The 12,362-nt window shown below is 62.8% G+C and carries 9 protein-coding genes and 1 pseudogene; 7 read left to right on the top strand and 3 right to left on the bottom strand.

Features of this window, described 5'->3' with window-relative positions; genetic code table 11:
- The first annotated feature begins 33 nt into the window (after positions 1-33).
- The 5 genes and pseudogenes from PAN31117_RS22595 to PAN31117_RS22575 form a co-directional block, all read left to right on the top strand.
- A complete protein-coding gene (locus tag PAN31117_RS22595; protein WP_150740187.1) occupies positions 34-435 on the top strand; it encodes a tautomerase family protein in 402 nt (133 codons plus the stop codon).
- Positions 436-612: 177 nt separating this feature from the next.
- Positions 613-1,008 (top strand): YXWGXW repeat-containing protein, encoded by a 396-nt coding sequence (locus PAN31117_RS22590; RefSeq protein ID WP_150740186.1) that lies wholly within the window; start codon positions 613-615, stop codon positions 1,006-1,008.
- Between the two features lie 162 nt (positions 1,009-1,170).
- The gene (locus tag PAN31117_RS27365; protein ID WP_150740185.1) at positions 1,171-2,016 is read left to right on the top strand and encodes an ABC transporter substrate-binding protein; all 846 of its coding nucleotides are present in this window, start codon (positions 1,171-1,173) and stop codon (positions 2,014-2,016) included.
- On the top strand, positions 2,013-2,735 hold the full coding sequence (locus tag PAN31117_RS22580; protein WP_150740184.1) for an amino acid ABC transporter permease: 723 nt from the start codon (positions 2,013-2,015) through the stop codon (positions 2,733-2,735). Before PAN31117_RS27365 ends, PAN31117_RS22580 begins: the two co-directional genes overlap by 4 nt.
- 60 nt (positions 2,736-2,795) lie before the next feature.
- Positions 2,796-3,438: pseudogene (locus PAN31117_RS22575) on the top strand (amino acid ABC transporter permease); the annotation flags it as partial.
- 216 nt (positions 3,439-3,654) lie between these two features.
- Here PAN31117_RS22575 and PAN31117_RS22570 read toward each other — a convergent pair.
- Positions 3,655-5,943, bottom strand: coding sequence for an NADP-dependent malic enzyme (locus tag PAN31117_RS22570; RefSeq protein ID WP_150664326.1), 2,289 nt, complete (start codon positions 5,941-5,943; stop codon positions 3,655-3,657).
- Positions 5,944-6,147: 204 nt separating this feature from the next.
- Between PAN31117_RS22570 and PAN31117_RS22565 the strand changes: the two genes are divergently transcribed.
- Together PAN31117_RS22565 and PAN31117_RS22560 are read left to right on the top strand one after the other, a co-directional pair.
- Positions 6,148-7,110, top strand: coding sequence for a LysR family transcriptional regulator (locus tag PAN31117_RS22565; RefSeq protein ID WP_150740277.1), 963 nt, complete (start codon positions 6,148-6,150; stop codon positions 7,108-7,110).
- Positions 7,111-7,234: 124 nt separating this feature from the next.
- Positions 7,235-8,581, top strand: a complete 1,347-nt coding sequence (locus PAN31117_RS22560; protein WP_150740182.1) for an autotransporter strand-loop-strand O-heptosyltransferase — start codon at positions 7,235-7,237, stop codon at positions 8,579-8,581.
- 109 nt (positions 8,582-8,690) lie between these two features.
- Here PAN31117_RS22560 and PAN31117_RS22555 read toward each other — a convergent pair whose 3' ends face one another.
- Together PAN31117_RS22555 and PAN31117_RS22550 are read right to left on the bottom strand one after the other, a co-directional pair.
- Entirely contained in the window at positions 8,691-10,883 is a 2,193-nt protein-coding gene (locus PAN31117_RS22555) for a putative bifunctional diguanylate cyclase/phosphodiesterase (RefSeq protein ID WP_150740181.1), read from the bottom strand.
- A gap of 462 nt (positions 10,884-11,345) precedes the next feature.
- A complete protein-coding gene (locus PAN31117_RS22550) occupies positions 11,346-12,266 on the bottom strand; it encodes a LysR family transcriptional regulator (RefSeq protein WP_150740180.1) in 921 nt (306 codons plus the stop codon).
- Positions 12,267-12,362: the final 96 nt, after the last annotated feature.

The raw sequence follows: 12,362 nt of genomic DNA, 5'->3' as shown, positions 1-12,362 counted from the left end.
CTGCACCGACTCTCACTCTTAAGGAGGTTCACCATGCCGCACATCGTCCTGCAACTCTCCGGCACGCCCGACGACACGCTCTCGCGCAATGCCGTTCGCATCGTCTCGCAACTGACTGTCGACACCTTGCACAAGGCGCCGGAAGTCATTGCCGTGACCGTCGATTACATTCCGCACGAACGCTGGTTCATCGGCGGCGCGCCGCTCTCGGAGCAAGGCAAGAACGCGTTCCATCTGGATATCAGCGTGACCGACGAAACGAATACGAAAGCCGAGAAGGCGCGGTTCATTTCGCAGATCTTCGAATCGCTGTCCGGCCTGCTCGGCAACGTGCACGAATGCTCGTACATCCATGTGATCGACGCGCGTGCTGCCGCGTATGGCTATGGCGGTCGCACGCAGGAGTACCGGCATCAACGTGCGCCCTCTCTGTAAGGCGGAATGTGCGCAAAGCCGACCGATGGTCAATGTCACCGAAGCCAATGTTGACGCGGCTTTTTGCGGGATGAATCGAAACAATTTCAACATTTTCTTACGACTATTAGCTTCGTAACCGATACGTCCCCTCGTACGATGAAGGTGTACCAAAACTTCGCTTGCAAGGGGGCGAAAATGAAAAAACTGACTCTGACCATCGCGCTCGTTACTGCCACGCTCGGCGGCTTTGCCGTAGCACCGGCTCACGCTCAGGTGGGCGTGTCCATCAGCATCGGCGCACCACCGCCGCCGCGTTATGAACCGGTCCCGCCGCCGCGTGCGGGTTACGTCTGGGCTCCGGGCTTCTGGGACTGGGACGGCCATCGTCATGACTGGCGCGCCGGTCACTGGGAACCGGCACGCCCGGGTTACGCCTACCGTGCACCGGCCTGGCATCAGGGCCCGCATGGTTGGGAACTGAACCGTGGCGGATGGGATCACGGCGGCCCGGACCGTCATGACAATCGCGGTCACGGCGACCACGGCGACCACGGCGATCACGACCACGATCATGACCGCTATCACGGGTAATCGTTACTGATTCAAGACGTAGCATCGAAACGCCGGCGCTTATCAGCGCCGGCGTTTTGCTAAGGAAAATCGGTTGGTTGGGCGCGAGCACGCACGCCGTTATCGTAGACACCCGCTCGCTGCTATCCGCAACGATCTACGAAAATCGGAGCCCAACAGGCCATGCAAAACAATATTCGCCAGCCACGCACACGTCTTGCCATTTCCTCTATTGCTGCGGCGCTGCTGAGCGTCACAGCCCTCGCGCCGCTCGCTGCACACGCCGACAAGCTCGACGATATCAAGAAGGCCGGCGTGCTGCGCGTCGCGACGTTCGACAGCAATCCGCCGTTCGGCTACGTCGACGCGAAGTCGCACAAGATCGTCGGTCTCGACGTCGATTACGCGAAGGCGCTGGCCGACAAGCTCGGCGTGAAGCTCGAACTGCAACCGACGAACCCGGCCAACCGGATTCCGTTCCTCACGTCAAAGAAGGTCGATCTCGTACTGGCCAACTTCACGATCACTGACGAGCGTGCCAAGCAGGTCGACTTCAGCATTCCCTATTTCTCCTCGGGCCAGCAGTTCCTCGCGAAGAAAGGCACGTTGTCTTCGCCGGATCAGTTGAGCGCGTTGCGCATCGGTGCAGACAAGGGCACGACGAACGAAATCACGCTTCGTGAGAAATTCCCGAAAGCGACCATCGTCGCGTTCGACGACACACCGTTCGCTTTCGCCGCGCTGCGTACGGGCACCGTGCAAGCTATCACCCAGGATGGGCCGAAGCTCGTCGGGCTGCTCGCCAATGTGCCGGACAAGCAGAACTACGAGATCCCTGCCTTCACGATTTCGAACGACTACATGGGCGTGGGCGTACCGAAGGGCGAGGCGCGGCTAACCGCGTTCGTGAACGACACGCTGCGCGATCTGGAAAAGGACGGCACCGCCGCCAACATCTACGACCGCTGGTTCGGCCCGAAGTCGGCCCAGCCGTTGCCGCGTCTGTTCAAGATCGGCGACAAGGCGTGACCGACTGGCTCGCTCCGAAGTATCTCGACTGGCTGTTTACGGGCTTCGGCGTCACTGTCGCACTGGCTGTCGCGGCCAGCGCTACGGCGACGCTGCTTGGCTTCGGGCTGGCCGTGGCGCGTAACTCACACAGCGCGCTGTTCGCCCGCCCCGCGACCGCATACGTTGCGCTGATGCGCAACACGCCGCTGCTCGTCCAGCTCTTCTTCTGGTACTTCGGCGTCGCAGCGCTGCTGCCTGCGAGTGCCGTGCAATGGCTCTCGCAGGCGCATGTCTGGCATGTCGTGCTGTTCGATATTCGCTGGCCCACGCTGGAGACGTTCGCCGGTTTCATCGGCCTCACGCTTTACACGACGGCGTTCATCGGCGAAGAGATTCGCGCGGGCTTGCGAGGGGTACCTGCCGGACAAACGCACGCGGCCGCTGCACTCGGCCTGAGCCGCTTTGCGATCTTCCGTCATGTCGTGCTGCCGCAGGCGGTGCGCATCGCGATGCCGCCATTGTTCGGGCAATACATGAACGTGGTGAAGAACTCGTCGCTGACGATGGCGATCGGCCTCGCGGAACTCTCATATGCCTCGCGTCAGGTCGAGACGGAAACGTTCAAGACGTTTCAGGCGTTCGGCATCGCCACGCTGCTTTACGTCGGCGCGATTGCGCTGATCGAAGCCGTCAGCATGGTCACGACGCATCGGCACGCCACTGCCCCTTCACGCTGATTTTTGCTGATTTCGCCGATCCCACCGCGCCCGACGCCAGCGACCTCCCCCAACGTCCTCATGAATTTCTCCGCCGTCTTCGACAACCTGCCCTACCTGCTCTGGGGCGACTTTCCCGACGGCCCGCTCTCCGGTGCCGCGCTCACGCTGGTGCTCGCCACGGTGAGCGCAGTGGTGTCCGGTGTACTGGGTCTGGCGGGTGGCATCGCCCTCGCGATGCTCGGCGGCCCGGCACGCTGGGTGCTGACTTTCGTGATTGGCTTCTTTCGCGCCATTCCGGTGCTGATGCTGATTTTCTGGACGTACTTTCTGCTGCCGATCCTGTTCGGCGTCGACGTGCCGGGGCTCGCCACCGTGGCGTGCGCGCTCGCACTGATCGGCGGCGCGTATCTCTCGCACACGGTCTACGCGGGGATTCGCGGCGTGGGCACGGCGCAATGGCAGGCGGGCATGTCGCTCGGCCTCACACGCGTGCAGACGTTGCGCCACGTCGTGCTGCCGCAGGCGCTGCGCATCATGACGCCGTCGTTCGTCAATCAGTGGATTTCGCTGGTGAAGGACACCTCGCTCGCGTACATCGTCGGCGTGGCGGAGTTGTCGTTCGTCGCCACACAGGTGAACAGTCGGCTGATGGTCTACCCGGCAGAAGTGTTCGCGTTCGTCGCGCTGATCTACTTCGTGATGTGCACAGCGCTCGAATGGCTTTGCACGACGCTGCTCGGCAAACCTCTGCAACCACAAGCAAGCGATCCGGCAGACGCGAAGACAAAGCCCCGGCGAGGCTGGCAGCGCATCGTATCGATACGGTTGCCAACCCCGCCGGGGCTTGCAAGACTCACCCGACGGTTAAGCCGTCTGGCGCATCGCGACCGGCGTCGCACCCCGGAAGCGCTTCCGGAACATCGACGCCAGGTGGACTTCAGTCGCGATTGGCCTGGATGACGGTCAGCGCCGTCATGTTGATGATGCGTCGCACGGTCGAGCTGGACGTCAGCACGTTGACCGGTGCGCCCACGCCCAGCAGGAACGGGCCGACGGCGACATTGCTGCCCGCGCCCGTCTTCAGCAGGTTGTAGGCGATGTTGCCGGAGTCCACGTTCGGGCACACCAGCAGGTTGGCGGCGCCTTTCAATTTCGACTGCGGCAGGATGCGGCTACGCAGACCTTCGTCGAGCGCGCAATCGCCGTGCATTTCACCGTCGATCTCCAGATCCGGCGCTTGCGCCGTCACCATCTCCAGCACACGACGCATCTTTGTGCCCGACGCCGCACTGCCCGAGCCGAAGTTCGAGCGCGAGAGCAGCGCGACCTTCGGGTTGAGGTTCAGACGCGTCATCTGCTTGGCGGCCGCCAGCGTGAACTCGGTGATTTGTTCGGCCGTCGGATCATCGTTCACGTGCGTGTCGACCAGTGCCACCGTGCGCTTGTCGAGCAGCAGGATGTTCATCGCGGCGTAGGTGTTCGCGCCCGGCTGCTTGCCGATGACTTCATCGACGAAGCGCAGGTGGTCGTGATAGGCACCCACCGTGCCGCAGATCATGCCGTCGGCGTCGCCCAGACGCACCATCATCGCGCCGATCAGCGTGAGACGACGACGCATCTCGACACGCGCCATTTCCTTGGTAATGCCGTCGCGGCAACGCAGTTCCCAGTAGCTGGTCCAGTACTGATGGAAGCGCTCGTCGTAGTACGGGTTGGTGACTTCGACGTCTTCGCCCAGACGCAGACGCAGACCGAACTTCTCGATGCGGGCGAGCAGCACTTCCGGACGACCGACCAGAATCGGGCGCGCCAGCTTCTCGTCGACGATCACCTGCACGGCGCGCAGCACGCGCTCTTCTTCCCCTTCAGCGAACACGATGCGCGACTTGCCGCCATCACGCACGAGTTGCTTTGCGGCCGAGAAGATCGGCTTCATGAACGCGCCCGAGTGGTACACGAACTGCTGCAACTGGTCGGCGTAGGCGTCGAAGTCGGTGATCGGACGCGTGGCCACGCCGTCTTCCATCGCCGCGCGCGCCACTGCCGGCGCGATGCGCACGATCAGACGCGAGTCGAAAGGCTTCGGAATCAGGTATTCCGGCCCGAACGACAGGTCGTAAGCGCCGTAGGCATTGGCGACGGAATCGTTCAGTTCTTCCTGCGCAAGTCCGGCAATCGCATGCACGGCGGCGATTTCCATGTTGCGCGTGATGGTGGTGGCACCCACGTCGAGCGCACCGCGGAAGATGTACGGGAAGCACAGCACGTTGTTGACCTGGTTCGGGAAGTCCGAACGGCCGGTCGCGAGCACCACGTCTTCACGGGCGGCGCGGGCATCTTCCGGGAAGATTTCCGGGGTCGGGTTGGCCAGCGCCAGAATCAGCGGACGGGCGGCCATGTTCTTGAGCATTTCAGGCTTGAGCACGCCACCGGCGGACAGACCGAGGAACACGTCGGCGCCGTCGATCACTTCGGCCAGCGTGCGCTTATCGGTCTTCTGGGCGAAGCGCGCCTTGTCCGGGTCCATACCGACCGTGCGGCCTTCGAACACCACGCCGTCGATATCCGTCGCCCAGATGTTCTCGAGGGGCAGGCCGAGGTCGATCATGAGGTCCAGACAGGCCAGGGCCGCCGCACCCGCGCCCGAGGTCACGACCTTCACTTCGCGGATGTCCTTGCCCACGACCTTCAGGCCGTTGATGAACGCGGCGCTCACGGTGATGGCGGTGCCGTGCTGATCGTCGTGGAAGACCGGGATCTTCATGCGCTCGCGCAGCTTGCGCTCGACCGTGAAGCACTCCGGTGCCTTGATGTCTTCGAGGTTGATGCCGCCGAACGTGGCTTCGAGGCTGGCGATGATGTCGACCAGCTTGTCCGGGTCGCTCTCGGTCACTTCGATGTCGAACACATCAATGCCAGCGAATTTCTTGAAGAGGACGGCCTTGCCTTCCATGACCGGCTTGGAGGCAAGCGCGCCGATGTTGCCCAGACCGAGCACGGCGGAGCCGTTGGTGATCACGCCGACAAGGTTGCCACGGCCGGTGTACTTGAACGAAGCCGACGGGTCAGCCGCGATTTCCTGACACGGGATAGCGACGCCCGGGGTATAGGCGAGCGCCAGATCGCGCTGGGTGACGAGCGGCTTGCTGGCCGTCACGGAGATCTTGCCCGGGGTCGGAAACTGGTGATACTCCAGGGCGGCCTGGTGATCGTTGCTGTTGCTCATGGCAATGTCGTCCTCGTAGGTTCTCTGAACTTGTGTCTCGCTCTGTTTTGCGCGGCGAACCGTTCCAGGGCCTGTCGCGCAGCGGTGAGACCATTCTAGGGAGCCGCCAGCGGGGGGCGATTCTGAATTACTATGGGGGCATCATATTTTCGATATAAACCCCGAACATCGGGGGTTTCAGAGGATTCAGGACAGATGGTGGCGGTGCCTTTCGATACGGGGGAAGTGGTCCGGCGGCTGACGACCCGGCTCAAGATGCGTCATCTCGTGCTGTTGTTGCAGATTCAGCAGCACGGTTCGCTCACGCGCGTGGCCGAGCACATGGCGACGAGCCAGCCCGCCGTGACCAGCGCGCTGGCAGAGCTGGAAAGCATGCTGGGCGGCCCGCTCTTCGACCGCACCCCGCGCGGCATGACGCCGACGCCGCTTGGCGACGTCGTGCTGGCCCGCGCGCAGGCGATGGTCCACGATCTCGACCATCTGACCCGCGATATCGAAGCTGTCATGGCCGGGCATGCAGCCCGCCTTCAGGTCGGCGTGATTCCGTACATCTCCGGCAAGACCCTCTCCGCCGCCATCCAGCAGACGCTGGCCCAGATTCCCCAACGCCTGACCGTCACGCTGCATGAAGGCACGAGCGAATCGCTCATGGCGCAATTGCGCGATCACACGCTGGACGTGGTAATCGCTCGCGCGGCGGCGAACGTCGACGTCACGCAGGTGCAGTTCGAAGTCCTGCACCATCAGGCTCCGCGCGTGGTGGCGAGCCGCCGTCTGGCGGCCCGGCTGGGGCGCAGCGCCCCGGTGTGGGCCCAACTGGCGGAACTCGACTGGGTGATGGGCGCACCGAATACGCCGATGCGCGACCAGCTCTCCGACCTGTTCCTGCATGCCGGAGTGGTGCCGCCGGTGCCGGTGGTGGAGAGCTTTTCGTCCCGGCTGACGGGCGAATTGCTGGCCAGCAGCGAGCGCGCCGTGTCGTTACTACCCGCCGATATCGCCGAGGAGTTGGTACGTATTGCAGGCGTGGCCATCGTGCCGTGGTCGCTCACGTGGACGCTGCCGCCCGTGGCCATGTTCACCCGCCGCGAGAACCCGCGCGAGACGCACCGTCTCTTTACGCAGGCGCTGCGCGCCCAGTATCAGTTGATGGCCGGGACTTCCTGAGCCGGCACCGGAAAGGCGTTGAAAGTCCCTTTGCCGTCAAAACCGGCGAATTTCGGGAAATGAGGCCTTTTCAGCTCGTTTCCCGCACGATTGCCCGATTTGTGTCCGTCGTATCGTGTGGTCCATGAACGACGCCGTTTCCCTCTCCCCTCAGAACACCGCAACATCGGCCGCCCCTGCATCGGCGGGGACGCCGCTTGTCACCCCCCCCATCACGCCACCCATCACGCCACCCATCACGCCGCCCACCACGCCGCCCACCACGCCGTTCGTCGCATCTCCGCACCAGATCTTTCTGGCTCCGGCGTTGCTACCTACGCAGGTCGGCCCTGCGGGGCTGCGCTTCGATTTCAACGACGGCGCGCGCGTGGTCATCCCTGACTTCGGTCAGCCGCTGCCGTGGCGAGTGCGCATCAGCGATTTGCGCGATGACAGCACGCTCACGGAAGTCTCGCTGTCGTCGGGCGTGGTGCGCAGCCCCGCGAAGTACTACGTGCCGTATGGCATCACGATCTGGCTGAACGACGTGATGGTCTTCGAGCATCGCTTCGACCTGCGCGATCAGGACGTGCTGATCCAGATTCCGCTGGCGGCCCTGGGCGATGTGCTGGGATGGATACCGTACGCCCTGCGCTTCAAGGACGTGCATGGCTGCCGTCTGGCGTGCGTGGTTACGCCAGCAGTGGCCGCGCTGTTCCGCGATGCACATCCGGACGTCGAATTCGTTGCACAGGAGAAGGTGGAGCGACGCAAGTACTACGCGACGTACAACATCGGCTTGTTCTTCGACGATAAGGAGTTCACCCAGCAACCACGCGACTTTCGTGAGACGGGACTGCACCGCACGGCCGCGCACATTCTCGGCGTCGACGACACGGAGGCACGGGCGAAGACGGCGTTGCCGGATGTGTCACGTCCGATGGCCGAGCCCTATGTGTGTATCGCCGTGCAAAGTACGGCCCAGTGCAAATACTGGAACCACCCCGGGGGATGGGATGCCGTCGTTGCAGGCTTGCGCGAGCGTGGCTTTCAGGTGGTGTGCGTCGATCAGAAGCCGCGCTACGGCAAGAACGATTTCTGGCAGTCGATCCCCGAGGGGGCCATCGATGCGACGGGCGATCTGCCGCTGACCGAACGGGCGCGCTGGCTGATGCACGCGAGCGCGTTCGTGGGCCTGTCGAGCGGCCTGTCGTGGCTGGCGTGGACGATGAACACACCGACGGTCCTGATCTCCGGCTTCACCCTGCCGCACAACGAGTTCGCGACCCCGTACCGCGTGATCAACCCCGACGTCTGCACCGGCTGCTGGCACGATCCCGCCATCCGCTACAACCACGACGATTTCCACTTCTGCCCGCGCCACAAGGGCACGGAACGCGCCTTCGAATGCACGACGTCGATTACGCCGGATGCGGTGTTATCGGCGGTGGATCGTGTGCCAGGGATGCTTCGGACACCGGACGCCGGATAGGCGTTGGGCCTAAACTACCCACACCTTCCCTGCGCCGTCAGCCCTCATGCCCGCGAAAGCACGTAGCTGACTGCGTTCGTCGAGCAAGCGGCGCATCGTTGCATCGCACTCACGCTTGATTCAACTGACGTCCCACGTCGAACATCTCCCCGAATTCCACCGCGGGCATGGGCACCCCGAACAAGTATCCCTGCCCCTCGTCACAACCGAGTCGACGCAGGTTGTCGCGCTGCTGCTCCGTCTCCACGCCCTCGGCAATGGTGCGCAGATCGAAGCTACGTGTGATGTCCACCAGCGCACGCACCACGGACGCATCGCGCTCCGACTCCATCATCCCCTGCACGAACGACCGGTCGATCTTGATACGGCTTAACGGATAGCGTCGCAGCATGCTGATCGACGCGTAGCCGGTGCCGAAGTCGTCGAAAGCGATACTCACGCCGTACGCATGCAGACGCTGCAACGCTTCGAGCACGACGTCGTCATCCAGCACGATGCTTTCCGTCACCTCCAGCTCCAGTGCCTGCGGCGGCAGCCCGTGCCGGTTAAGCACCGCGACCACCTCGTCGAAGATGCTGCCGATGCGAAATTGCAGTCCGAACAAGTTGACGCCGATCCGGAAACACGGCGCACCGTTGCGTCGCCAATACGCCGCCTGCGCGCACGCCTCGTCAAGCACCCACGCACCCACCGACGCCGCCAGCGGCCCCCGTTCGAGCGCCGGTAGAAACGCAGCGGGCGACAGCAGTCCGCGTTGCGGATGTCGCCAGCGGATCAGCGCCTCAGCCCCGGTAAGCGAGCCATCGGTGAAATCCACCTGCGGTTGATAGAAGAGCACGAACTCGCCGTCATTCACCGCACGATGCAGCTCGATGTTGTAGACGCGCCGCGCCGCCGCTTCGATGCGCAGCGCGTCGATGAAGACGAACGTCTGCCCGGCCCCATGCTGTTTCGCCCGCGACAGCGCCAGATCGGCGTTGCTGATCAGACTCAGCGCCTCCTCCGCCTGCTGCGGGACGACCGCGATGCCACAGCAAGCACTCACGCGCACGTCGAACCCGTCGATCACCATCGGTTCTGCGATGGCCGCCAGCGCTGCATCGGCGCGGCGACGTGCCTCCACCGCATCCGTCACGCCCCACAGGAGCAACGCAAACTCATCCGCACCGATGCGTGCCACCGTGTCGACCGTGCGCACGAGACACGTCAAACGTCGCGCAACTTCGCACAGAATGCCGTCGCCGACCGCATGGCCCAGCGTATCGTTGATGTCCTTGAAACCGTCGAGATCGAATATCGCGACGGCTGCGCCTCGCAGACAGACCGACGCCACTTCCGCGTCGCGATAGAAGCTCGCGCGATTCGCGATGCCCGTCAGCACATCGGTGCTCGCGAGTCGGCGTAACACTTCACCGCCCTCGCGCAACGTGCTGAGGTCATGCACGTGCGCGTTGAACGTCTGCACATCGTTCTCGACCCAGCAGAACAGCGAGAGACTCATTGGAAACTCACGCCCGTCGCGACGCAGACCGTAGACCTCCGAGGGCATCGTCATGCCGTCGACAGAGCCAGCACTGACAGCCTGTGTGATCTGATCGCGCAGCGCCGAGCGACTGCGCCCGGCGAACAGCGTCTCCAACGAGCGGCCCGGGCCATCGGTCATCGCGTGGCCGAACATCGTCACTGCCGCATGGTTCCAGTCGAGGATCTCGCCCAAGGCGTCGAAGCGGATCATCGCCGTGGGCGAATAGCGCTCCGGCTCGGCAAAGGTGCGCCGCTCGCGCTCGATGAACAGCTCCACGCGACGCAACTCCAGACGGTCGGACGCCATGCGTCCCAGCTCGCGCAAACGCTCGCGATCCACTTCGGAGAATGTGTGATTCGGCTTGTTGTCGATGACGCACAGCGCGCCGAGTGCGTGACCGTCCACCGACATAAGCGGCACGCCCGCGTAGAAGCGCACCTGCGCGTGGCCGGTGACCAGCGGGTTGTCGTGAAAGCGCTCGTCGGCCGCGGCGTCTGGCACCACCATCACACCGTCACCAATAATCGCGTGCGCGCAGAAAGACGCGTCGCGGCTCATGTCGACATCGGTGTTGGTGCATGAAAAACCTGTGGCCGCCGCGAAAAATACGTGATCGTTGCCCACCATGTTGACGGCCGCCACCGGCACGCCAAACATGTGCGCTGCAATATGCACAACGGCATCGAGGCTCGGAAGCGGGCGTTCACTGCCCAGGCCATAATCCGCCAGTGCAGCCAGCCTTTCCGTTTCCATGGGCAATACAGCGGGACACTTCATCGTCGGTCTCCTCGCCTGAAAGCGGCTTGATGGACAACTTCGGGTGCCGTTATGACGACGCGCAAAACACGAGCACCAAGTTCAGCTCGGTGTTATTCCGCGTCACTTAAACCGGTGATTGATGCGCGCAACGCCATGCACCCCGTGATGACTTCGCAGGTTTGCGCGCGACCGCCCGGATATTCGACGTCCGATTCAGCGGATTATAAGGGGAAGACCGGAATTCATGCCTTCGGATTGTTCGTTATACAAATCTTATTACCGACGGATTCCGATACCGGTTCGTTAACATCTGAGGCGCAGTGCCCAATGGTGACAAGCCACGCCGCCGCCCCGCTCAAATGCTCCCACCAGACATTCACACGACCGTTTGGAATTTTTATTTGAACCTGGGAATTGCATGCAAATCACGAAGCATGTCACGCACCATTTGCGTAATCGATATACGCGAATGCTTTTAATTCAATGCGCGGTGCCGCCGACATCCCGATTCAATTCACGCGCCAGATAGCGCTCCATAAACTCGACAAAAAGCCGTACCTTGGCCGAGAGATTGAGCCGCTCCGGATAGATCGCGTAGATATCGGCGGCCGGTAACGCCCAGTCGCTCAGCAATTGCCTCAGGGCATTCGAAGCCAATGCGGATTGCACATCCCATTCCGATCTCACGAGCACACCGTGCCCGTCGAGCGCCCAACGCAGCGTCGCTTCGCCGTCGTTGCTGCTCATCGCCCCGTGCACCTTCACCAACTCGTGGCGCTTACCTTTGGTGAAATGCCACGTGCCGTACGCCGTATCGTTCTCGCGCAGCACGATGCACAGGTGATTGCGCAGATCGTCGGGCACCCTCGGCACGCCGTGGCGTGCGAGGTATTTCGGGGACGCGCACACCAACCGCCGGTTCGCCGCGATGCGGCGTCCCACCACGCGCTGGTCGGGTAGTTCGCCGAAGCGAATACCGACGTCGAACGCGAACTCGGCCAGATTCATCGGACGATCCGTCAGATCGAGTTGCACTTCGACCTCGGGATACTGCTCGCGAAACTCGGACAGCGCGGGCACGACGTGGCGGCGTCCGAAGCCGAACGTGGCATTCACCTTTAGCAATCCGCGCGGCAAATCGCGGCTGCTCGACACCATGCGCTCCAGCTCCTGCACCTGTTCGATGATCTTCGATCCGGTTCCGAGATACAGCTCACCCTCGTGCGTCATCGCCAGTCGACGGGTGGTGCGGTTCAGCAGCTTGACGCCCAGCCGTCGCTCCAACTGGCTCAGCCGCGCGCTGATTGCCGGCGGCGTCACGCCAAGATCGCGCGCCAGCGCCGACAGGCTGCCTAAGGTCACCAGACGGGCGAAGAATTCCAGATCGGCGATGGCATCCATTATTAAATTAAACTTAAAAATAGGTTAAGCGAATATACATTTTGCGATTCTATGAACGAATTAGACTGCACGCAAGGTTGCGAGACATAGCAAAAC

It is taken from the genome of Pandoraea anapnoica, from assembly GCF_902459765.1.
Taxonomy (GTDB): Bacteria; Pseudomonadota; Gammaproteobacteria; order Burkholderiales; family Burkholderiaceae; genus Pandoraea; species Pandoraea anapnoica.
Note: the sequence above shows the minus strand (reverse complement) of the source record. Positions and strands in the feature narration are given on the sequence as shown.

Excerpts from the sequence above, each read along its gene's own strand:
- PAN31117_RS22595 (WP_150740187.1), top strand. The coding sequence starts at position 34 with ATGCCGCACATCGTCCTGCAACTCTCCGGCACGCCCGACGACACGCTC.
- PAN31117_RS22590 (WP_150740186.1), top strand. The coding sequence starts at position 613 with ATGAAAAAACTGACTCTGACCATCGCGCTCGTTACTGCCACGCTCGGC.
- PAN31117_RS27365 (WP_150740185.1), top strand. The coding sequence starts at position 1,171 with ATGCAAAACAATATTCGCCAGCCACGCACACGTCTTGCCATTTCCTCT.
- PAN31117_RS22570 (WP_150664326.1), bottom strand. The coding sequence starts at position 5,943 with ATGAGCAACAGCAACGATCACCAGGCCGCCCTGGAGTATCACCAGTTT.
- PAN31117_RS22560 (WP_150740182.1), top strand. The coding sequence starts at position 7,235 with ATGAACGACGCCGTTTCCCTCTCCCCTCAGAACACCGCAACATCGGCC.
- PAN31117_RS22555 (WP_150740181.1), bottom strand. The coding sequence starts at position 10,883 with ATGAAGTGTCCCGCTGTATTGCCCATGGAAACGGAAAGGCTGGCTGCA.
- PAN31117_RS22550 (WP_150740180.1), bottom strand. The coding sequence starts at position 12,266 with ATGGATGCCATCGCCGATCTGGAATTCTTCGCCCGTCTGGTGACCTTA.